Source organism: Auritidibacter sp. NML130574 (assembly GCF_003185725.2).
GTDB classification, from domain to species: Bacteria; Actinomycetota; Actinomycetes; order Actinomycetales; family Micrococcaceae; genus Auritidibacter; species Auritidibacter ignavus.
The window spans coordinates 1,753,167-1,776,190 of sequence record NZ_CP031746.1; the positions used below are offsets into that span (position 1 = coordinate 1,753,167).

Genomic DNA, 23,024 nt, shown 5'->3' on the forward strand with positions numbered 1-23,024 from the left:
TCACCACCGGTCCGAGGAGCTGAGGTGGCGGTGGCGTCCACCGCCCGAGAGACGCTCAGCCGGTGCCGTTGCTGGCGAGGCGGCTGGCACGGTGGCGTAAGGGTCGTGGCTGGCCGAGATCTCCTCGGTCATCTGGGTGGCGTCATCATATTCCTCCAGTTCGGGTTCTGGATCGACATCGTCCTGCTGGTCGTATTCGTCGTATGGGTCAGACTGGTCAGGCTGCTCGGAGACAGTTGCTCGGGCCCGGCGACGCTTGAGGAGCGAGACGATGACGCAGACGATGACAAAGATCAGGATGGCCGCGGCCAGACACAAGACCGTGATGAAGGCCGGGGACCACCAGCTGGAGTTCTCGGCCGAGGTCGCGGTGGCGTTGGCCGCGACCGTGAATTGGGCTTCAACGGTTTGTTCCGAGGAGGCGCCGGTGAGTCGTAGCGTGTGGGTGCCCGGACTGGCATCGTCGGGGATCGGGATCGCTCCGGCTACTTCTCCTGTTGCACCGGCGGTCAACGGGCCGGCTCCAGAAGAACCATCGCCCAGGGTGACGACCACTTGCTCGCCCGGTTGGAAACCTTGCCCGGTGAAGCCCAGCACGTGACCGGCCTGGATGGCCTCTTGTTGTAGCCCGACGGTGGCAAAGGCGGCGTTGGCCTCAGCGGTGTTGTCGGTCAGTTCTTCTGCCTGTCCGGCGTCTACAGCGCCGGCGGAGTCGCCGGCCTCATCCTGTTCAGCTGGCTGTCCGTTGGCCAGATCAGCCGCAGCCGCATCGACGGCGGCCTGCTGAGGGTTCTCCACGGTTCCGGCCTGGCCGCCACCGCCAGTGTGGTGACCCGCAGCACTGCGGTTGGCGGCTGCAGCGGAGTCATCGACACTCACCGAGACGGTGTCGCCGGCAGCACCGACGATCTCGACCGGAGTGAAGGATTCATTGGACGGGTTGTGCACGCCGTGGGCGCCGATGGTGATGATCCCACAGGTGACTTTGGTGCAGTCCACGGTTTTTTGGTTGCCCTGACGGTCCACGGCGTTGAACTTCGCGCCCGGGGTACGCATGGTGAGCTTCCACGTCCCGTCGGCGGCCAGGGTTCCGCCGTTAGCGGCCGAAGCGGTGGATGAGCCGGGGAAGGTCACAAAGCGCAGGTAGCCGTTATTATCCTTGGCCTCGGTATCGGGGACGTACATGTAGTTCACGCCGGTCTTTCCACCCTGAGAGGGTTTCCACGAACCACCGCGGGGATCATCCACCCAGCCGAAGGCCACGTAGATGCCGCCGAACCCGCCCTGCAGTGACTGGAAGCCCCGGCCACTGACGGTGATATCGGTGATGCCACTAGCGCGCACCTTGGCTTGGCCGTCCAGTCCGGAGATCGCCACCTGCGGGGCGGCAGAGGCACTGGAGGCTGTCAGTAGCTGGTGGCCGATGACTCCAGCCAGGCAGGCCACAGCGATGACCACAGCGAGCAGGCCCGCCAGCAGGTGAGCCGGCAGGCTAGTACGCACGGTACGCCCAGCGTGGGCCAGCGTGCGAGATTCAGTGAAACAATGAGTTTTCATGAATGCAACTTCCAGATGTCGTAGGTGATGGTGTGGGTGATAGTGCTGAGCGTCGGGGGCGGTCACGGACCGGGGCGATGATCAGCTCCCCGTTGGTGGGGTGTTGCAACACATCGACCGGATGACCGTAGACCTCGGTGATCAGCTGTGCGGTCAGCACCTGCTTCGGGGTTCCGGTGCGGATGTGGCGACCATTGCTGATCATCATGATCCGGTCGGCGTAGGCTGCGGCCACCGACAGATCGTGAATGACCACCACCACGGCTGCTCCGGCGTTCGCGCGCTGGCGGACGTGGCGCAGCACGTGTTCTTGGTGGCGGATATCCATCGCGGCGGTGGGCTCGTCAAGGAGCAGCATCCGAGTCTCTTGGGCCAGGGTGCGGGCGAAGGTGGTGCGAGCTTTCTCGCCTCCAGACAGTTGCGGATAGGCGCGCTGGGCCAGTGGGGTGACCTCGGTGGCGTGCATGACCTCGTAGACCACGGCATCGTCACGGGCTTCTTCACCGGTGCCGGCCCAGGCGGCTCGACCCAATCGCACGACCTCACTGGCAGTAAAGGCAAAGGCGACCCGATTTTCTTGGAGTTGCACCGCGCGCAATCGGGCCATCTGGGCGGGGCGCAGCTCGGACAGCTCGGTTCCGTAGAGCGTCACGGTGCCGGCGCTCGGGGTGGTATCGCCAGTGAGCGTGGCCAAGAACGTCGATTTTCCGGCACCGTTGGGACCGACTAGTGCGACGACTTCACCGGGGTAGACCTCCAAGTCCAGGTGGTCAATCAGGTACTGCTCCCCGATCGTCACGGACACGTTGTCGGCAACCAGCACCGGGGCGCGATGGTTGGGCCGGGAGTTCCGGATGGGGGCACCGTGAGCAGTGTGGGTCATTAGTTCCACCCCCCGGCGCCACGTCGGGTGCGACGAATCAAGTAGAAGAAGAACGGTCCACCGGCCAGGGCGGTCAGAATTCCGATCGGTAGATCCGCGTAGGGAATGATCGTGCGCGCAGCAGAATCGGCTGCCAGCAGGAGCACCGCTCCCCCGATGATCGAGGCGGGGAGCAGCACGCGGTGGCCAGGGCCGACGATCATGCGGATGATGTGGGGTACCACCAGGCCCACGAAGGCAATGATGCCGGAGAAGGCAACAGCCGCGGAGGTGATGACTGCCACGAGAATGATGATCTGTCGGCGTAGCGATTCCACATCGACTCCCAGGTGGCGGGCCTGGCGTTCACCCAGGGCCAAAAGGTCAAGCTGGCGGGTGTAGAACAGGCAGAGACCAATACCAATCAGCATCACCGGTGCGGCGACGGAGACGTCTTGCCAGCGCGTGCCATTCAGCGAACCCAGTTGCCAGAAGACGATTTCTTCGCGGGCGGAGGTGTCGCCGATGAAGGTCATCACCGCGGTGAGGGCTCCGGCCACCGCGTTGACCGCAACGCCGGTGAGGATCAGGGTGACTACTTCGGTCCGACCGTTTTTGCGGGCGGTGAGATACACCAGGGTGGTGGCGAGTAGCCCGCCGATGAAGGCGCCACACACCAAAGTCCAGGCACCGAAGACACTCAGGCCCAGGGCGATAACCACCGAGGCGAAGGCAGCCGCACCGGCGGAGACCCCGACGATGCCGGGTTCGGCCAGGGGGTTGCCGAACACGCCCTGCATCAGTACCCCGCCGGTGGCCAATCCAGCGCCGACGATCACCGCGAGTGCCACCCGCGGGAAGCGCACATCCCATAGGGCGGCTTCGTAGTAGGTGTGCTCGGATTCGATGCCGGTGTCGATCCCGATCCCGCGAAGCACCGAGGAGATGACTTCTAGCGGTGCGATCTGCATCTGACCGATCCCGGCTGAGACCAGGATCAGGACGATGAACAAGGCCGTGAGCACCACGAAAAGCCAGCGGGCGCGTCCGTGGGACTGGCTCTGCAACACTGTGCGGGTGGCAGCGGAGTTGAGCAGGCCGGTGTCGACGTTATCGCCCACGGTCTGATGCGGGGCGAAGTACAGCGGAATTGCCGGAGTAGCCGGGGTCGTCGGGGTCTTCATGGGCAGGCTCTACTCTTCGGTGGAGGTACCAGATTCGTCGGTGGAGGTACCTGCGGGGTCGGGTGCGTAGATGGCCACGGCGAGCGCCTCGAGGATGCCGGCGGTATTGGGGCCAAAGGAGAGCACTTCGTAGTCGGACATGTCGACAATCCGGCGCTTTTTGCCGGCGGGAGTGTGCGCGAGAGCGGGCACGGCAGTCATTAACCCGTCGACTCCGTCGACCGATTCGAGCCCCTTGGTCATCATCAGCACTAGATCGGGTTGGGCTTCCACGATCGCTTCGTCGGTCATCGGCATCATGCCCTCCCAGCCGATCTCATCGGCCACATCGATCCCACCGACACCTTTGATCAACGAATCGGTGCCGGAGCCGGGCCCGAAGATGTAGTAGACCCCGGCCTGGCCACGGACGTAAAGGAACATCATGCGTAACTTCTCGTCGTCGGATTCGGGCACGTACTGCTGGATTTCTGCCAGCATCTCCTCGGTGTCGGCCTGGATGCGTTCGGCGAGCTTTTGGCCTTCTTCGGGTACGCCCAGGGCTTCGGCGATCTGCATGGTGAGTTCGTCAACGGTGTCGACATCGCGCTTGGAGTCGATAGCAACCACCGGAATACCGGCATCGCGCATCTGCAACATCACGTCCCAGGGTCCGAGGGAGGTGTCGGTGATGATCACGGTCGGAGCCAGCTCGAGGATGGCTTCGGCGTTGAGATCGTGCCCGTTTTCGGTTACCAACGGTTTTTCGGCGATCTCGGCAAAACCCGAAGAGATATCGCGGCCAACCACATGATCGCCGAGGCCGAGCTCATAGACGGTCCGGGAGGCGGTGCCGTAGAGGTCCACCGCCAGAATCCGGGAGGTATCGGTCACGGTGACTTGAGTGCCTTGGGCGTCGGTGACGGTAACCGGCAACTGGGATTGCGGGTTGGTGGCGATCGGGTCGATCGCCGAATTGGCCAAATGCGCGGTGGTGGGGCCTTCGTAATCCTTGGGGTTGTCGATGAACTGGGCGTTGTCCAGGGCCTGGCCAACATCAACGGTGCCACTAGCCTGTCCGCCACAACCGGTGATAACAAACAGCAGGGTGGCTAGCAGGGCTGCCAGTGTGGCGCGCTGGCCACTGCGTGATGTTCTCGGTGCGCGTTGGACGGTCTGCACGGTAGGTGACCTCTTCTCGACGGGATCGTATCCGGCGGGTGATGGTGAATACTCAAAGCTAACGGCAAGCTTAGCCTCACCTATCTTTATTTAGCAACTATAGCGACTGTATGTATGACTGCTAAGACTTTCCTACTTTTAGTGCAGATATCAGCTTGTGGGGCGTTCTCGACGACCACAAGCGGGCTCGCGGCGGGTCCGTGTTATTGCTGATCTCACAAGATGTCGGTCTGCGACACCTCGGTGTTGACCGCTTGATCGACGACCTAGACTAGAGGGCAGTACGACCATCCAGAGCGGTAGCAGAGATCTGGCTCGATAACGCCGCAGCAACCACCGACTCCATTGTCGATTCGGCAGGTGCTCATGCCAGAAGCGATGGAAGGAAGGTGCGATTTTTCGTGTCCGCAACACCCACTGAGCGTTCCGCGTCCCACCCCTCTGATCGGGAAATCTTTCAGTCCCTGATCGCCGAGCCCGTCCAGGTTGATCAGCGGTATCCGGCCGGGTTGGCCGCACAGCTTTTTACTTCTGAGTACCAGCCACTCACCCCGGAGCAGACCGGACTGCCAGGCATCGTGCCCGGACCGTTGCCCGCCGAGATCGTGGACGCCGCCGATCCGGATGTGCATCCCGGTCGAGATCCCGAGCTCTTACACGGCGGTCGCGGCGATGGACAGCCAGTGGACGAGCGGGCGCGGATCGCCTTCTGGGAGGCTGCCGCCCAACGGTTGGACTGGCACGAGCCATTCGACACGGTACACACCTGGACCAATCCTTCACCAGCCGCCGAACGTGGCCCGGTGATGCGGTGGTTTTCCGGTGGCAAGCTCAATGTGGCGGTGAATTGCCTGGATCGGCACGTGGACAACGGTCTGGGCGAGAAGGTGGCCCTGTATTTTGAGGGCGAGCCCGGCGATCGGCGGGCGGTGACCTACCGGCAGTTGCTCGCCGAGGTCTCTCAGACCGCCCATGCGCTAACCGAGCTGGGCATTGGCCCCGGCGATCGCGTGGTGGTCTATCTGCCGGTGCTGGTCGAGACCGTGGTGATCGCACTGGCGTGTGCCCGCATTGGGGCGGTGCACTCACTGGTCTTCGGCGGTTTTTCGGCCGAAGCCCTGAAGTTCCGGGTGGAGAATACCGCGGCGAAGTTGCTGGTCACCTCCGATGGGCAGTTCCGGCGGGGCAAAGCCGTACCGGTCAAAGACGCGTCCGATGCCGCGGTAGCCGGGGAAAACAACATTGAGCACGTGCTGGTGCTCAACCGCACCGGTCATCAAGACGAGATCACCTGGGTGCCGGGTCGAGACGTGTGGTGGCACGAGATCGTGGATCGGCAGCCTGCGACCCACACCCCGGAGTTTTTTGACGCCGAGCACCCGCTGTTCATCATGTACACCTCGGGCACCACCGGTCAGCCGAAAGGACTAGTGCATACCTCGGCCGGCTATCTCACCCAGGCGTCGTGGTCCTATGACTATCTCTTTTCGAATCCGGATATCGCGACCCGGGACCAGGACGTGCATTGGTGCACCGCCGATCTAGCGTGGGTCACCGCCCATACCTACGAACTCTACGGCCCCCTATCGAATGGGGTCACGCAGGTGATTTATGAGGGGGTGCCCAACCAGCCACATCCGGGCCGGCACTTTGAGGTAATCCAGCGTTACGGGGTGACCAGCTATTACACCGCCCCGACGCTGATCCGATCGTTGATGGGGTGGCACCCCGACGGGGTGGAGCCCGGCTATGATTTGAGCAGTATTCGGCTACTCGGGACCGTGGGCGAGGCAGTCAACCCTGAGGCCTGGCGGTGGGCGCGCACCCAGCTCGGTGGTGGCCAGGTCCCCATGGTCGATACCTGGTGGCAGTCCGAAACCGGTGCGACGGTGCTCTCACCGCGACAGGATGACACCGAGTTCAAACCCGGGTGTGGCTCCCGGCCGTTGCCCGGGGTCCACACCGCGGTGGTCGATGACAACGGGCACCCGACCCCAGCCGGTCAGCAGGGCGTGGTGGTGATCACCCGACCCGGACCAGCGATGGCACGGACCGTGTGGGGCAATCCGGCGCGGTTCTTTAACTCGTACTGGAAGGACTACGCCGATGCGGAAGACTCCCGTGGCTGGTTTGTGGCCGGTGACGGGGCGAAGGTGGATGCCGACGGGGACACCTGGATTCTGGGCCGGATTGACGATGTGATCAACATTTCCGGTCACCGGTTATCCACCATCGAGATCGAGTCCGCCTTGGTGACACACCCGCAGGTGGTTGAAGCCGGCGTCACCCCGGTACCGGATGCCAAAACCGGTCACGCTGCGATCGCTTTTGTGGTCACGCGGGACGGATTCGCCGCCGAGGAAGCGGTGGCCGAGTTACGTGAGCTGGTTTCGCAGACGATCGGCCCGGTGGCCAAACCCAAGGACATCGTGGTCGTCCCGGATGTGCCCAAGACGCGTTCGGGCAAGATCATGCGACGGCTACTCACCCAGCTCTACACCGGGGACACCCTCGGCGATACCACCAGTCTGCAAAATGAGCCGGCCGTGGCCAGTATTGCCGAGGTCCTGGCCACCCGCTAGACGCTCACACACCGCCGATCGGTGGGTAATTCTTCCGGTGCCTGGATGCATCCGGCGGTGGCGCGGGCGATACGCACGTGAATTGCGCAGACCTGATCCAAACTCAGCGGACCGTCTTGGCGGTACCAGCGCGAAATGCCTAGGCAAATGCTGACCACGGCTCGGGCCACATCCCCGGGGTCTCGGGTGGTGAATACCCCGGCAGCGATGCCCTCATCAACCACCCGACGCACGAGATCCTGTTCGCGACGGCGCTGGGCAATGTGGTGGTCACGGGCATCACCGTTCAGCGCACGAATCTCGGTAAACGACACGAAGGCTACCGCGGCAAAGTCGGCGTGGAACTGCACGAGGCATTCCACCAGCGCATCATAACGGTCCAGCGGGTCTGGACCAGCATGGTCAACAGCCCGCTGTGACGCATCGATCAGCTCATGCATCGCCACGTTACAGATCTCGACCAAAATCTCGTGTTTTGAGCCGAAATGGTGATAGATCCCGGGCACCGAAAGCCCAGCCGTTTGGGCGATCTTGCGAATACTGGTGCCGTGATATCCACTCACCGCAAAGCAGCTCAGCGCTGCTTGGGCAATGGGATGTAGCGGAAGTTGTAGCGGCAACATGCGCGGATGAATTGTGACCACCTCATCTTTGTCCATGAGTACCCTCCTGGTAGCTAAACGTGATATAAATTACATTATGCACGACCGAGCGAACGATCGGTCGGACCTGTTGGAGGGACAACACACACATGGATATCAACACCACGTTGACGCAGCTGTGGCGCCAGCGCGTCGCGGACGAACCACAAGCGATCGCACTGACTGATCACACCAACGATTACACCGTTGAACGCACCGAGGACCTGACGAACGCTCTGGGAAGCTATTTTCAATCTCGAGGTGTCGAGCCCGGGCAACGGGTGGGCATCCAGTTGCAGAACACCGTGAGTTTTCCGCTGTGCATGCTCGCGCTGTGGAAGATCGGGGCCACCCCGCTGATCCTGAACACCATGTACGGTCAACACGAATTGGCCGGCATTCTCCAAGACTCTCAGGCGGTGGGACTGGTGTCCTCGGAGACCACCGGTGCCGAGACCGCCACCTGGGGGTTGGCCGGCACCACACCGTGGGTCGTTGCCGCTGATCTCACTGACCCCAGCGACCCCGACCTGTGGCAGGAATTGGAGACTTTCCTGGGCACAACCCCCACCGCGCCGGAGATCACCGCGGACACTGCAGCGCTCCTGACCTATACCTCCGGAACGACCGGACCACCCAAGGGGGCCCTGGCGACCCACCGCAACCTCGCGGCGGTCGCACTGACCTTCCCGCAGCTGATCCACCAACAGCCCGGCGACGGTGTGCTGGCCGTGGCCCCGCTGTTTCACATCACCGGTGCGGTCGGCAGTGCCACCGCGACGCTCACCGCAGGCCGTGGAAAGCTGATTCTGCGTGGCCGGACCCGTACCGAGGTGGTGCTGGATGCGCTGCGGCGTGGCGATGTCAACCACATGGTGGGCTCCATTACTGTCTACAACGCGCTACTGGATGCCCCGGGCGTGACCGAAGAGGATTTCGCTACGCTCAAGTCGACCTATACCGGTGGCGCCCCGGTGCCTCCGGCGACCTTGCGTCAGTTCGAGGATCGTTTCGGCCACTACATACACAACGTCTACGGCATGACCGAGACCAGCTCGGCGGTGATCGGTGTCCCGCTCGGTGAGCGGGCCCCGATTCATGAAGAAACCGCCAGCCTGTCCATCGGTAAGACGATGCCGGATGTGGCAGCTCGCATTATCGGCGACGACGGCCAACAGGCCCCCAACGGCACACCCGGGGAATTGGTACTCCAGGGCCCCTCGTGCATTGACCACTATTTAAACAATCCCGAAGCCACCGCCAGCACCATTCAAAACGGCTGGTTATACACCGGTGACATCGGCATCCTCGACGACGAGGGCTGGATCTACATTGTCGACCGGCGCAAGGACCAGATCAATGTCTCCGGCTATAAGGTCTGGCCGCGCGAGGTCGAGGACGCCATCTACGACTACCCCGGCGTTAAAGAAGCTGCGGTCGTGGGCGTTGCGGACCCGTACTCCGGAGAGAAAGTCATCGCCTTCATCTCCGTTCAGGAGGGTCAAACCCTCGACCCCGAGGACGTACGGGCCACGGTCCACCAGAAGCTAGCGGCTTTCAAGGCCCCCAAAGAGATACACCTCCTCAACGACCTGCCCAAGACCCCGACCGGCAAGATTCAGCGTCGTGTGTTGCGCACGCAGTACACCGCTGAGCCCACCACCAGCTAACACCTCACCTGCCACCAGACCAAGGGACACTGATGACCAACACCACCCCCCTTATTGATGTTGTTCAGACTCCGCAACAGGCCCGCGATCTGCCCGAGCCACCACTGTTGATTCGCTCCACCGTGGAGCGTTTCTTGGATCAGCACGATATTGGCCAGGGCGGCCTGCAGATCACACGGATCGGCGAAGGCCAATCTAACGCCACCTTCCGGATTCAGCGTGACGGCGCCGATGTGATCTTGCGTCGCGGACCGCGACCGCCGATCCCGCGCTCAACCCACGACATGATTCGGGAAGCCCGCGTGCAATCAGCCTTGGCCACCCGCGGATTTGCGGTGCCCACGATTCGCGCGGTGGAAGAAACCGGCGAGCTGTTGGGCGTACCGTTCTACATCATGGACACCCTCGATGGTGATGTCATCACCTCAGAGCTACCCGAACGCTTCGAATCCGACGACGCCCGGCGCCAGATCGGATTTGCCGCAGTGGATGCTCTGCAACAACTGCACAGCCTCGATGTCTCGACCGAACCGCTGGCATCTTTGGGACGGCCCGAGGGCTATTTACAACGCCAGATCGAGCGCTTCACGCACCTGTGGCCCCAGCAAACACAACGAGATATTCCGCTGGTCGATGAGCTATCGCAGTGGCTTGGCCGGCATGTGCCCACCACTCAACGGCACAGCGTCATCCACGGCGACTATCGCATTGGCAACCTGATGTATTCACCCAGCACCACACCTGAGATCCAGGCGGTGCTGGACTGGGAGATGGCTACCCTCGGAGATCCGCTTGCTGATCTCGGCTACTTCGCTGCCACCTATGCCAGTGGCAGTGATACTCCCACCGTCATGGAACTCACACCAGTCACCCGTCAACCCGGTTTCCCCAGCCGCGATGAACTCGTGGCCCACTATAACCGAGAGTCCTCTCTCGACCTTTCCCAGCTGAACTGGTACCAGGTACTAGCTCTGTGGAAATCCGCTATCTTCTGTGAAGCGATCTACACCCGATTCCTCAACGGCGAAGCACCCGACGATCCGAGCTTCGCTGCGGGTCTGGAGCACGGAGTGCCCGCCCTGTTGGAATCCGCCCATCAATTCACCACCGCATAGGTCCTGACTTTTCGAGAAAGTCGGTAACCGTCATGACGACGACCACCACCCTGCCCAAAGAACCCTCACCCACCCAACCCACCCAACCCATCCAAGCAGCCCGAAGAAATCTCTGATTGCTTCCACCTCCGGCCAGCTTTTGGAATGGTACGAATGGAGCGCCTACGCGGTCTTCGCGCCCTTTATTGCCGGGGCTATGTTCGATGACAGCGATCCGGTGTCTGCACTCTTGGCCACCCTGGCTGTTTTCGCGGTCGGATTCCTCGTCCGCCCGCTGGGTGGCATCCTGTTCGGTGCCATGGCCGACCGCAAAGGCCGCAAAGCGGTCCTGATTATGACCATGCTGACTATGGCCACCGCCTCGGTGCTCATCGGCGTCTTGCCCACCTACGAAACCATTGGCGTGTGGGCCTCGGCCGGTCTTTTGCTCCTACGCATCGCCCAGGGCTTGGCCCACGGCGGTGAGTCAGCAGCGGCTAACTCCTACGTTGCTGAAATCGCTCCCGCCCACAAACGCGGACAGTGGTCCTCGCTCGTATTTGTCACCATCTTCGGTGGCTCCGTGCTGGCATATAGCGTCGGTGGCGGTATCTCGGCGGTAGTGGACGAAACTGCTCTGGCAGCATGGGGATGGCGCATTCCGTTCGTCTTGGGTGCAATCCTGGCCGTTGTCGCTCTGCTGTTGCGTCGGAACATGGCTGAATCCGCCGTCCACGAGCAGGCGCATCACGAAACAGACGAGACACCTGTTGCCCCGGCACAGGCCAGCGCGCCAACCACGATGCAGCTCACCCCGCGCAAATTCTCCCAGACCAAAGCTATTCTGCTCATTATCGGTATGGTCAGTGGCGCTACCGCCGCCCACTACACGTGGAGCTCCTACGTTTCAACCTACGCCATCGTGGAACAAAGCATGGAGCCCACCCTGGCCTATACGGCCAGCGTCGGCGCGCAGTTGATCGCTCTGTTCTCGTTGCCATTCTGGGGACGCCTCTCCGACCGCATCGGTCGCCGGCCGATTATGGCAACGTTCGCCGTGCTGATGATCATCACCCAGATTCCGCTGAAGAGCATGATCTCGGATAACCCCTGGAGTTTATTCATTGCTGCCACGATCGCGTTGTTGATCGTCGGAGCAGCCGGTGCGTTGCTGTCCTGCATGATGTCTGAAGTCTTCCCGACCAAATTCCGTACCCGCAATATCGGTCTGGCCTACTCGATTTCGGTGGCCGTCTTTGGTGGATCAGCTCCCTACCTCAACCAGCTGTTCATCTCCATTGACATGTCCTGGCTGTCGAGCTTCTACATCATCGTCCTCTGCGTGGTGACCCTGTTTGCTGTGCGTCTGTTGCCCGAAACCCGTGGCATTGATTTGAATAAGGTCTAAAACGCCTCCGTTGATACCTCGGGTGGGCCACAGCTGCCGTCGAGGTATCCACGGACCATCTCGATTAACAAACCAGTGGCGGAGAATCCTGAGGAATTCTCCGCCACTGTTGTGTGCCGAGAACTCTCGGCGACGGGTCCACCCCACCTTGGGACCCGGGTCTGCGGGAGAGCCGCGCGATGAGCATGAGGGGCGTCTCACCGCGTGCCAACGTCTAACAGATTAGCTTACCCTGACTGAATTACTAACGCCGTACAGTGGTAATTTATGTCACATCTGGTTAAGATGGCCAATTTTCCAGGGAAACGACTTCATTTTTGTCAGACGCGGTGATGAAAATGTCAGCAGAACCCGATAGTCTCGTCCCTATTACTTCACTCACAAAGGGTAGCCTTCCTTAGCACACCGCTCCCGATCTTGCGAAAAGAGGCCGCTGCTATGGACATCCACGCCGCGACGACATCTGCTGACGATGTGCTCTCCACCAGAGTCCGCCAGCTGACTCGCGAGGACCACTCGCAGGCAGAAAATTCGGCGTTCATCACCGAGCTAATGTCAGGAAAACGCTCATTGCGCGACTACGCACTGCTGGTGTGTCAGTACTTTTACATCTATGGCGCCCTGGATACCGCGGTAGAGGCATGCCGGGAATCCGCGGGCAACGAAGCGTTCCGGGCCCTGTTCGATCCGAACCTAGATCGACGCGATGCCTTGGCAGCAGATCTGGAGTCCTTGTTGCCACTGACTGACTGGGACGCGCCGGCTGCTATGACAGCGACCACCGATTATGTGGCCCGGATTGTTCGGGTCTGCGATGATCCGGTCCGACTCGCGGCTCACCATTACTTGCGATACCTGGGCGATTTATCCGGCGGGTTGGCCATCGCCTCGCTGGTCCGTCGGCACTATCAGGCTCGTGACGATCAACTACACATGTATACCTTCGCCGCCATCCCAAAACCGAAGGTCTATAAGGATCACTACCGTGCCAGCCTGGATGCCCTCAAGCTGGATCAGCAGGACCGCGAGGCTTTTATCGACGAGACCCGGCGCGGGTTTCAGTTCAACCAAGCAATCTTTGAGGACCTCTTCGACTACACCCAGGCACATCCGGTGCGGCACTGAGCCATGGAGGATCGCTGACCGTCCGACGAGACGGGCTACTGCTGTTCGGCCGGGTAAATCTGCCCAATCGGATCGCGTTTTTCCGCCTGGAACGCGTCTTCGACCCGACCGTAGGCCCAGTAGGCCGACAGCGACAGTTGTGACCGGGACAGCCCGCGCTCGTCCATCAAATACGCGCGGAGCTGCTTGATCACTTCGCGCTCGCCGTGCACGAAGGCCTGAATACTGTGTGGGGCGCTGTGCAGGTAGTCGGCCGTGAGCTTCTTCGGCCAGGCCACATCGCGGACTGCCTCGGTCAGCATCGTGGTCTCCGGTGTGAAGGGACCGCCCCGGTGCAGGTAGCGTACTTGAACACCCTGCGGTGCCACGATGGGAAATTCGTCATCGGCGCCGGCGACCTCGAGCAACGCGACTCCGCAGGCGGCCGGATTGGTCTCAGCCAGTTCGGCCAGAGACGCCGCGATGGCTGGTAGGGCGGCTTCGTCTCCGGCCCAAAGGTGCCACTCGGTCTGCGGGTTAGGAGTGTATTGTCCGCCGGGGCCACTGAACTGAACGGGGTCCCCGACCGCAGCGCGTGCGGCCCAGGGGCCGGCCACCCCGGCATCACCATGCAAGACAAAATCGACCTGAAAGGTCTGGGCGACCGGGTCGATGGAGTGCACCGAGTAGGTCCGGCGCACCGGGAGTTGATGCTTGGGTAGCTCAGTGCGTAATGCGTCCAGATCAAAGGGTGGCTTCAACCCCAGGGAGGGATCCGGCGGTAAGAGCAGTTTGATGTAGCGATCTGCGGAGTGGGAATCGTGGGCCAGAAACTGCTCGAAGTCTCCCCCACCGAAGGTCAGTCGGATGAAGTGTGCGGAGAGTCGTTCGGTGCCGACGACTTCCATCAGGTGGGCCGGGTTTTTCGTGCGTGCTGGGCGGACTTTTTCAGACATACCCCTACCCTAACCTGGATAGGTTACCCTTCACTAGCGCACGGAGTGCCGGTAGCTGGTGGCTCGGTGATCGGCGGCGGTGTGCGGACCGGCGTTGAAGAACTGTTCGCGTAGGGTGCGCGGGGTGTCCTCGGGCGCCGGGGAGGCTAGCTGTCCTCGCTGAGCTAGCACCGGGGAGACGTAGGTGGCGAAGCGCTCCAGATCTGCCGGTCGCACCGCACCGGAGATATTGAACCCGTCGATGTCAGCCACCGTGGCCCAGCGCTCTAGCTGGTCGGAAATGGTTTCAGCGGATCCGACTAACACCGGGCCACGCCCGCCCAGGGCGACGAATTCGGCGAGGTCCTTGACCGTATAGGCACTGCCACCGGTGGCTTCGGCCAGGGTGGTCATCGCCTCCAGGGCGGAACGGTTGGCCTCGGTGGTGACGTATTCCAGCGTGTCGTCGGGGTCTGCCTGAGCCAGGTCCACACCGGTCCAGCCCCCGAAGAGTGCCAAGGCCCCTTCGGTATCGACGTAGTCCCGATAGGACTCCCAGCGGGCGATGGCGTCCGCATCGGTAGCGCCGGTGACCACGGTGGCCATGGCGAAAATCTTCACCGCGTTGCGGTCACGACCCCGGGCCCGGAGTCCGTCACGTAGCTCATCGACCCAGTGGCGGACCAATTCGGGGGTGGCACCGATGAGGAAGACGGCTTCGGCGTGATCGAGGGCGAGTGCTCTGCCTCGCGGGGAGGCGCCAGCTTGGAACAACAACGGGGTGCGTTGCGGTCCGGGGTGGGTCAAGGCCGGGCCGGGAACCGTGAAGAATTCGCCCCGGTGCTCGGCCGGGTGGATTTTCTGCGGGTCGACGACCACGCCGGCGTGAGCGTCGTTGACCACTGCGCCGGGCTCGACGGAGGATTCAAACAGCCGGTACATCACCTCCATGTATTCATCGGCGCGATCATAGCGTTGATCGTGCGGGATCTGCTGGGCGAGTCCCATGTTTTTGGCCGAGGAGTCCTGGTAGGAGGTGACGATATTCCAGGCCAAACGTCCTGCGGTGAGGTGGTCCAGGGAGCTCAGTCGGCGGGCCAGCAGGAACGGGTGCTCATAGGAGACCGAGGCGGTCACCCCGAAACCAAGGTGACGGGTGTGGTCGGCCATGGCCGAGACTGCCGACAGCGGGTCCAGCAACGGGTACTGCAGGCCACCGCGATAGGAGGTCTCGGCCGATGCCCCGTAGACGTCATAGACACCGAGCACGTCGGCCAAAAATAGGGCGGAGAATCGGCCTCGTTCCAGGGTTTCGGCCAGTTGCGTCCAGTACTCCAGGGTGTCAAAGGCCACGATCCGGGACTCGGGGTGGCGCCACAGGCCCGGGGATTGGTGGACCGGGACCATCATCTCGAAAGCGTTGAATAGCAGGGGTTTCATCACGCGTGCTCCTGGGGTGTCTGCGTCTGCGAGGAGTTGCCGGTGGGGGCATCACCGATGGCGTTGAGCCCTTCGGGGGCGGTGCCATTGACCAGCCAGTCCCCGATCGCCCGGGCACGGAAGACGATGGGGTTATGAGTGGCCACGGTTTGGGCGTTGCGCCAGTGCCGGTCGAGGTTCTTAGAGCGCAATGTGTTCGAGGCGCCACCGGTCAGGAACAGATCGGAACAGGTCTTGATCACGATCTCGGGGACCGTGACGTGCGCATTGGCCACGGCAATCTGGGCGGTGATAAATTCCTCGGGGACCTCGGCATGGGCGTTGTGCATCTGGCTTCTCGCGGCCAACGCCTCCAGGGCGCTGTCTAGAGACCTGGCGGCTTCGATCACGGTGGCGCGGGCGGTGAAAGCCCCGGCACCGAGGCGCCCGACGGTTTCGAGGATGAGCGGATCGTCACGGTAGGGCACGCCCAGACCGGTGTTGAAGGTACGTTTGCGGTGCCGGACCCCAGAAGTGGCGTCGTGAACTGCAGCAGCCCCGATGCCGGCGGAGACGGCCAGTAACACCAACTGGAAGAAGGTCGCTTCATGGTGGGCCTCGGGCGAACCAGGGACACGTGGTAAGACGTGGGTGGCCGGAACAGTGATGTCGGTGAATCGTGCGGTACCGGTGGAGGTCAGGCGTTGACCGAACCCGTCCCAGTCATCGAGGAGCTCCACCCCGGGATCATTGACCCCGACCACCGCGAATCCGCGACCTTCTTGGGCAGATCCGTCGGGATTGTAGAGGGTGGCCGACACCCGGGTATGACTGGCGAAAGCCGACCCGGTGGCGTAGTACTTCGTGCCGTTCAGGATCCCGCTACCGTCGGGGTGCAACGAGAGCGAGGTGTTGAGCGTGCCCAGGGTGTTCCCGCCGATTTCGGTGGAGGCGTTCCCGACGGTGACCCCGGACAGCAGTCGCTGAAACCACGCTGCTCGTTGCGGTTCAGGCAGAAAGTACAGGGATTCGGTGAATCCGGCGTGGGAGCGGTATTGGTGGGCGATATTCGCATCGGCGGTGGCTAGATCAATCAGCAACCGCGTAAAGGTTTCGATGCTCACCCCGGGGCCGCCGTATGCGGTGGGGACCCGCAACACACTGAAGCCGGCCTGGTTGAGCTCGCGGATCTCGGCGAAGGGCAAAATGCGTTGCTGTTCCCGCTGGCTAGCACCAACAGCGATCGAGTCAAACAGTGGGGCGAAATAGTCTTTCAGGCTGTGATAGTCCGAGACGGTCGGAACATGCGGGGCCACGGGGGTGGCCGAGATTGCGACGTCGTCGTGAAATGTCCGGGCAGAAGGCGACACAGCGAAGGTCCTTTCCATCGGAACTGGCATTAGCACCTGGGTGGCCTGAACGGCACCCCTGGTTGCTGTGGCGTCATCGAGCCAGCTCTCTCAGCCACTCTGGATGGTCTGGGCCTCACTGTAGTCAGTGACCATGTCACATCACAGGTCATTGAGAAATGTGACGTGAACTACTCGCCCTGCCAGGACTGGTGCAGGGTTAGTTCTTGCTGTATTTCACCAACCGGACGTTGACGAACTCTTTGATGCCGTACGGTCCCAGCTCACGCCCGAAACCGGAGCGCTTGACACCGCCGAAGGGCAACTCTGCGGCGGTGGTGGAGGTTTCATTGATGAACACTTGGCCGGTGTGGATCTGATTTCCCACCTCAGCCGCGCGCGCCGGGTCGGAGGAGTGGACGGTAGCGGTCAAACCGTAGGGCGTGTCGTTGGCGAGCTTGATGGCTTCTTCTTCACTTGCCACCGAGTAGACCATGGCCACCGGGCCAAAGAGCTCTTCGGAATAGGCCCGCATCTCGGGGGTGAGCCCGGTGAGCAGAGTGGCCGGGTACCAGGCCCCCTCGCGGTCTTCGGGCGCCCCTCCCACGTGTGCGGTCGCACCGTGGTCGATGGCGTCGCGGACCTGAGCGTCGAGATTCTCCAACGCTTGCTGGGAAGACATCGGTCCCATGGCCGTCTCCGGTTGGGTGGGGTCGCCCAACCGGACTTGTTCCACGGCGGTTTTCAGTTGTTCCACAAAGTCGTCGTAGAACTCCTCGAGCACAATGAGGCGTTTAGCCGCGTTGCAGGCCTGGCCGGCGTTACCAAACCGCGAGGTGGCAGCCAGCTCGACGGCCTGGGGCACGATGTCGCGGTCAAGCACGATGAAGGGGTCGTTACCACCCAGCTCAAGCACCACTTTTTTCAGGTGTTTACCGGCGGTCTCGGCCACCGCTGCCCCCGCCCGGTCAGAGCCGGTCAGAGACACACCCTGGACCCGCGGGTCGGGAATAACTCGCTCGGCGATCTGCTCGTTGGAGGCGTAAATATTGACGTAGGCGCCCGCGGGGAATCCGGCCTCGTGGAAGATCTGCTCCATCACTTCGGCCGATTCCGGACACTGCGGGGCGTGCTTAAGCACGATGGTATTTCCGGCCATCAGGTTCGGCCCAGCAAAACGGGCGACCTGGTAGTAAGGGAAATTCCAGGGCATGATGCCCAACAGCACACCCACCGGGTCGTATTGCACTTTCGCCTGACCACCGCGAGCAACTGGGAGTTCTTCATCGGCGAGGAACTCCGCGGCGTGATCGGCGTAGTAGCGGTAGATCGAGACCGAAATTTTGACTTCAAACTCGGCTTGGCGGACCGGTTTACCCATCTCCCGGGTGATGATCGAGCATAGCTGGTCGAGACGCTCTTCGTAGAGATCGGCAACGCGGTGCATCCACTGGGCGCGTTGCTCAAAGCTGGTGTTCGCATAACTTGTGAAAGTCTCGGCAGCCAGGTTAACTGCTTCGGTAATTTGTTCGTCGGTTGCGGTGGGGTAGGTCTTTTCAACAGCGCCGGTGGCGGGGTTAGTCACTGCATAAGTCGTCATACCCCTAACCTACGGCGCGAGTGTGGGAGATCACAATACTTGGGGGGGGGTCGAAAACCACGAAACCGCGGCCGGGACCAGAGACAGGCGAAAGGCCCCCGCAGTGAGTAGCCTAGAAGAATCTCCCCGGCACGACGTCTATTGACAGGATGATTCCCGATGCTTTTCTCCACGCCCGCACTCCCCGCGCGGTACCGCTCGGTGGCGCTCGCCACCCTGGTCAGCCTCAGCGCCCTGGGGTTGACCGGTTGTGGTGGCGAGGACGACCCGGGATCCGGGCAGGCCCAAGATCCCGCCACAGCGATTCCCTCCGATCAAGCACCGGAACCCCGCGAGGAATCGATTGCCCTGGCGAACCAGGTCGATGAGACCCTGCAGGAGGCGATGGTCTATACCGGCGAAGAAATCTGGGGCGACCGGTGGCTCGTGGTCGATTCACTCCGGGAGGTGTCGGACCCAGACCAGTGTCAGCAGGCAACACTCTCACAGCTCGAGGTTGCCATGGACTCAACGGATCCTGCAGTCTATGCCCAGGTTGACGGCGAGACTCAGCTTGATGAGACGGCCTCGGTCGAAGAACTCGATCTGGTCGAGTTCAGCACCGATGCGGATCGCCGTGAACGGGTCCAGCTCGAAGAAGCTCGAGAGACCGACTGTGTGAATGAGGAGATGACCGAGATCGAGGACGACATCATCTCCGCCGAGGCCGGTGAGGTTTCCATCCGAGAGGTGGTCGTCTCGGATTTCCTTACGGCCCGGACCGCTGAGCTGGAAACCGGTGGCACCTGGCTTCGGTACCGGTCGGTGTATCCTTCAGCCACCGATCCTCAGGACGGGATAGCATTCGATGCCTGGGCCGAGTCGGCCCGCGAGCGCATTGACGAGATCTACACCGCGACGCGTTAGGAGTACGGCCACCATGTCATCACAGCACTCCGAAACCGCCCAGACCCCAGGAGCATCCTTACCACCGGGCGCTGTGGGGGTGCTGGCCATGTTGGCGCTGGGCTCGTTCGTGATGATCCTCAACGAGACCATCATGTCGGTGGCCTTGCCGGTGCTGATGGACGAATTTCAGGTCACCCCGGCCACCGTCCAGTGGCTCACCACCGCGTTCATGCTCACCATGGCCGTGGTCATCCCCACCACCGGCTGGCTACTGACCCGGTTGCCGATCCGGGTGGTGTTTGTCATCTCCACCGGGTTCTTCGTCCTCGGCACGCTGGTGGCCGCGACGGCACCGGTCTTCGGACTACTCGTCACCGGTCGCGTCATCCAGGCCGCGGGCACCGCGATCATGTTGCCGTTGTTGATGACCACGGTGCTCAACGTAGTGCCGTTGCACTTACGCGGGCGCACCATGGGAGTGGTGTCGATCATCATCGCGGTCGCTCCGGCGGTCGGGCCGACCGCCGGCGGTCTGATCCTGCATGCGTTGAGCTGGCGGTGGATGTTTTTGATCATTCTGCCGATCGGAGTGTTGGTGGTGCTGTTGGGGCTGTGGCGGTTGCGTAACGTGACCGAGACCCGCAAGGTGCCGCTGGATGTTTTTTCGGTGGTGTTGTCAGCGATCGGTTTTGCCGGCGTGATTTATGGACTGAGTTCTATCGGTGAAGCTGCCACCGGACATGCGGTCCTGTCGCCCTGGGTGCCACTGGTCATCGGCGGGGTGGCGTTGGGGGTCTTCACACTACGACAGATCTCCTTGCGGGATATCGCGCTGTTGAATCTGCGGGTATTCACCGTCCGCACTTTCACGCTGTCCACCATATGCGTGTTGATTGCCATGGTGGGGCTGTTCGGCGTGATCGTGATTCTGCCGATCTACATGCAGGACATTCTGCACTTCTCCGCCCAGGACACCGGGCTGGCCATGCTCCCGGGGGGCCTGGTGATGGCCGGTTTGGGATGGCTGGTGGGCCGGGCCTATGACGCTGTCGGTGCCCGGGTGCTGTTAATCCCCGGCGCCGTGGTGGTTTCGGTGGCGATGTGGCTGATGACCACCTTCGATGCCGACACCGGGCTCGGTAGCTTGATCGCCACCCACGTGGTGATGTCGATCGGGCTAGCGGCCCTGATGGGGCCACTGTTTACCTCAGCGCTGAACTCGCTGACACCACGGCTGTATTCTCACGGCTCGGCGGTGATCAATTCACTGCAACAGGTCGCCGCTGCCGGTGGCACCTCACTGTACATCACGGTCATGACACTGGCCACCACCCTCGGGGTGCGCTTGGGCCAGGATCTTGCAACGGCTGAGATGACCGGTATTCACAACGCGCTGCTGTACGGAGCGGTGCTATCGGTGGTCACCGTGGTGCTGGTGCCGTTTGTACGGACACCGAAACCGCAATCCTAGCAACCGGCCCGGGTTCTAAGGGCAGAATGCCCATCAGAACCCGGGCCGTGGTGGAGTGCAACACCTACCGCGCCGGACGAGTCGCGCTCGCGACTACTCGCGGTCGTCCCGGTTCTTGTCGTCCCGGCTCTTTTCGTGCCGGCGTAGCCCAATTCCGGGCATGTTGAACCGGGACGGACGTGTGCCTGGCGGTGGCGAGGCGGGGTCTCTGCTCTTCTGGTTGAAGATCCCGCGGGTGGCCTCCAGCCGGTAATCGATCCAGTCGTCAATGTGGCTGGTGAGCTGTTCGGGGAAGTCCCACTCGTAGTCGTCAGCCATTCTGCTGGCGAACTCATGGTAGCGGTCATCCAGCTTGCTACGTTCCACGCGGGCGTAGTCGGCGCGCAGACAACGCACCAAAGACCAGCACATAAACAACAACACCACAGAGAACGGCAACGCGGTGGCCAACGCGGCGGCTTGCAAAGATTCTAATCCGCCGGCCAGCATCAGACCGATAGCCAGCGCACCGGCAGCGGTGGAGAACAACACGCGCGACCAGATCGGCGGGTTGGGGTGGCCGCCCGAGGAGAGCATGTCCATCACCAGGGATCCGGAGTCTGAAGAGGTCACGAAGAAGATGGTGACCAACAGGATCCCCACAATGGAGAACAACATCCCCAAAGGCAGGTCGCCGAGCACGTCGAAGAGCACCCCTTCGGGGCTGACTTCGCCGTCTTCGACCAGGTCACCGGCCCCAAAAAGCTGGCGGAAAATCCCGGTGCCGCCCAGCACGCCGAACCAGAGGAAACCGACCAGCGGCGGCACCAGGAGCACACCAGCAATGAACTGGCGCACGGTGCGACCGCGGGAGATTCGGGCGATGAAGATACCGACGAAGGGTGCCCAAGACACCCACCAGCCCCAGTAGAACAGGGTCCAGGACGAGGCCCATGCGGATCCGTCTTCCCCGGTATAGGTGGCCACGTCCAGCGACATTTCGAAGAAGGTGGCCAGGTAGACGCCCAGCGATTCCACGAGGTTCTGGAAGATGAACAGGGTCGGTCCCATCAGCAACAGTGCGATCAGGACCACGCCGGCCAGACTGAGGTTGAAGTTCGACAGCCACTTCATTCCGCGTCCCACACCGGAGACCACAGAGAGTGTGGCGATGAACGTGATGACCACGATGAGGATGACCAGCAGAACAGTATCAGCGGTTTCGACGATGCCGATCTTTTCCAGACCGGTCCCGATCTGTTGCACGCCGAGGCCCAGTGAAGTGGCCACACCGAAGATGGTGCCGAACACCGCCAGGATGTCGATCACGTCACCCAGAATGCCTTTAACACGCTCCCCCAGCAGAGGTTCAAAAACCCAGCGGATCGAGACCGGACGCCCACGCCGGTGAATGGTGTAGGCCACGGCTAGGCCAATGATGGCGTAGACCGCCCAGGGGTGGATGCCCCAGTGCACGAAGGTTTGGGCCATGGCTTGCTTGGCGATGTCGGCTTCGCTGCCTTCCCAGCCGGGTTTGGGTTCCACGGTGGCAAAAGTCAGCGGCTCACCGACGCCATAGAAAACCAACCCGATACCCATGCCGGCGGCGAAGAGCATACAGAACCAGGACAGCAACCCGTGGTCGGGCTTGTCTTCAGGGGAACCGAGCTTTAGTCTGCCGTATTTCGACAGCCCAAAAAACAGGGCAAAGCCGATGAAGACCATAATGCACAGTACGTAGTACCAGCCCAGGGTATCGACGATCCAGGTCTGGATGGCGTTCAGGACTTCACCGGTCGCGTCCGGCAAAAAGATACCGCACAGTGCCACGGCAATGACGATGATAGTCGATGGCCAGAACACGTGCGGGGCAATCATGCCCCGGCCGATCTTCACACCCTGCCGTCTCAGCTTGGCCACGATGCGGCTATCAGAATCATGCTCGCCAAGCGACATGTACTGGGGCAAGGAGGCGGTCTTATCGATTTCTTCCGCTTCGGTTTCTTCGGTCAGCACCGATCCCTCACCGGATGTCTCGGTGGTCGTCGCCCCCGCGGACTGAGCCGTGGGTGGCTCGTCTGGTTCGTCTGAAGGATCATGATTCGACATGCGATGGTCAC

At 62.0% G+C, this 23,024-nt stretch carries 17 protein-coding genes and 2 riboswitches; of the genes, 7 read left to right on the forward strand and 10 right to left on the reverse strand.

Translation table 11 applies throughout. The annotated features are described in order from the left end of the window. Genes DCC27_RS07920 through DCC27_RS07935 form a run of 4 tightly spaced genes read right to left on the reverse strand, consistent with a single transcriptional unit; the run spans position 1 to position 4,764 of the window. The gene (locus tag DCC27_RS07920) at positions 1–1,557 is read right to left on the reverse strand and encodes a hypothetical protein (protein WP_110101324.1); all 1,557 of its coding nucleotides are present in this window, start codon (positions 1,555–1,557) and stop codon (positions 1–3) included. Continuing rightward, positions 1,535–2,440, reverse strand: a complete 906-nt coding sequence (locus DCC27_RS07925) for a heme ABC transporter ATP-binding protein (RefSeq protein WP_110101323.1) — start codon at positions 2,438–2,440, stop codon at positions 1,535–1,537. The genes DCC27_RS07920 and DCC27_RS07925 overlap by 23 nt, the downstream gene beginning before the upstream one ends. Then, a complete protein-coding gene (locus DCC27_RS07930) occupies positions 2,440–3,603 on the reverse strand; it encodes an iron ABC transporter permease (RefSeq protein ID WP_110101322.1) in 1,164 nt (387 codons plus the stop codon). The genes DCC27_RS07925 and DCC27_RS07930 overlap by 1 nt, the downstream gene beginning before the upstream one ends. Positions 3,604–3,612: 9 nt before the next feature. After that, on the reverse strand, positions 3,613–4,764 hold the full coding sequence (locus tag DCC27_RS07935; protein WP_110101321.1) for a hemin ABC transporter substrate-binding protein: 1,152 nt from the start codon (positions 4,762–4,764) through the stop codon (positions 3,613–3,615). Between the two features lie 284 nt (positions 4,765–5,048). Continuing rightward, positions 5,049–5,149, forward strand: a riboswitch (SAM riboswitch). A 220-nt stretch (positions 5,150–5,369) separates the two neighbouring features. Here DCC27_RS07935 and acs point away from each other — a divergent pair. Beyond that, positions 5,370–7,346, forward strand: a complete 1,977-nt coding sequence (acs, locus tag DCC27_RS07940; protein ID WP_370443921.1) for an acetate--CoA ligase — start codon at positions 5,370–5,372, stop codon at positions 7,344–7,346. On the opposite strand, the gene DCC27_RS07945 is transcribed toward acs, so the two are convergent. Further along, positions 7,343–8,005, reverse strand: coding sequence for a TetR/AcrR family transcriptional regulator (locus DCC27_RS07945; protein WP_110099142.1), 663 nt, complete (start codon positions 8,003–8,005; stop codon positions 7,343–7,345). The two genes, acs and DCC27_RS07945, sit on opposite strands and share 4 nt — an antisense overlap. A gap of 92 nt (positions 8,006–8,097) precedes the next feature. Between DCC27_RS07945 and DCC27_RS07950 the strand changes: the two genes are divergently transcribed. The 4 genes from DCC27_RS07950 (at position 8,098) to DCC27_RS07965 (ending at position 13,284) form a co-directional block, all read left to right on the forward strand. Next, a complete protein-coding gene (locus DCC27_RS07950) occupies positions 8,098–9,657 on the forward strand; it encodes a class I adenylate-forming enzyme family protein (RefSeq protein WP_110101319.1) in 1,560 nt (519 codons plus the stop codon). A gap of 32 nt (positions 9,658–9,689) precedes the next feature. Further along, a complete protein-coding gene (locus DCC27_RS07955) occupies positions 9,690–10,772 on the forward strand; it encodes a phosphotransferase family protein (protein WP_110101318.1) in 1,083 nt (360 codons plus the stop codon). 115 nt (positions 10,773–10,887) lie between these two features. Next, positions 10,888–12,159, forward strand: a complete 1,272-nt coding sequence (locus DCC27_RS07960) for an MFS transporter (protein WP_117328646.1) — start codon at positions 10,888–10,890, stop codon at positions 12,157–12,159. Between the two features lie 438 nt (positions 12,160–12,597). Further along, the gene (locus DCC27_RS07965) at positions 12,598–13,284 is read left to right on the forward strand and encodes a heme oxygenase (biliverdin-producing) (protein ID WP_110101316.1); all 687 of its coding nucleotides are present in this window, start codon (positions 12,598–12,600) and stop codon (positions 13,282–13,284) included. A gap of 35 nt (positions 13,285–13,319) precedes the next feature. On the opposite strand, the gene DCC27_RS07970 is transcribed toward DCC27_RS07965, so the two are convergent. The 4 genes from DCC27_RS07970 to DCC27_RS07985 all read right to left on the reverse strand — a co-directional run bounded on the left by DCC27_RS07970 (position 13,320) and on the right by DCC27_RS07985 (position 18,566). Then, positions 13,320–14,219, reverse strand: coding sequence for a siderophore-interacting protein (locus tag DCC27_RS07970; protein ID WP_110101315.1), 900 nt, complete (start codon positions 14,217–14,219; stop codon positions 13,320–13,322). A gap of 33 nt (positions 14,220–14,252) precedes the next feature. Continuing rightward, positions 14,253–15,638 (reverse strand): NtaA/DmoA family FMN-dependent monooxygenase, encoded by a 1,386-nt coding sequence (locus DCC27_RS07975; RefSeq protein ID WP_110101314.1) that lies wholly within the window; start codon positions 15,636–15,638, stop codon positions 14,253–14,255. After that, positions 15,638–16,987, reverse strand: a complete 1,350-nt coding sequence (locus tag DCC27_RS07980; protein WP_233487987.1) for an acyl-CoA dehydrogenase family protein — start codon at positions 16,985–16,987, stop codon at positions 15,638–15,640. Before DCC27_RS07980 ends, DCC27_RS07975 begins: the two co-directional genes overlap by 1 nt. Positions 16,988–16,998: 11 nt before the next feature. Next, positions 16,999–17,097: riboswitch (SAM riboswitch) on the reverse strand. A gap of 89 nt (positions 17,098–17,186) precedes the next feature. Then, positions 17,187–18,566: an NAD-dependent succinate-semialdehyde dehydrogenase gene (locus DCC27_RS07985; protein ID WP_110099134.1), complete on the reverse strand. Its 1,380-nt coding sequence runs from the start codon at positions 18,564–18,566 to the stop codon at positions 17,187–17,189. 159 nt (positions 18,567–18,725) lie between these two features. Between DCC27_RS07985 and DCC27_RS07990 the strand changes: the two genes are divergently transcribed. Together DCC27_RS07990 and DCC27_RS07995 are read left to right on the forward strand one after the other, a co-directional pair. Then, positions 18,726–19,472, forward strand: coding sequence for a hypothetical protein (locus DCC27_RS07990; RefSeq protein WP_110110642.1), 747 nt, complete (start codon positions 18,726–18,728; stop codon positions 19,470–19,472). Between the two features lie 13 nt (positions 19,473–19,485). Then, the gene (locus tag DCC27_RS07995) at positions 19,486–20,925 is read left to right on the forward strand and encodes an MDR family MFS transporter (protein WP_110110641.1); all 1,440 of its coding nucleotides are present in this window, start codon (positions 19,486–19,488) and stop codon (positions 20,923–20,925) included. 93 nt (positions 20,926–21,018) lie between these two features. Here the strand turns inward: DCC27_RS07995 and DCC27_RS08000 are convergent, their stop codons facing one another. Next, positions 21,019–23,013: a BCCT family transporter gene (locus DCC27_RS08000; RefSeq protein WP_110101309.1), complete on the reverse strand. Its 1,995-nt coding sequence runs from the start codon at positions 23,011–23,013 to the stop codon at positions 21,019–21,021. Between the last annotated feature and the right edge of the window lie 11 nt (positions 23,014–23,024).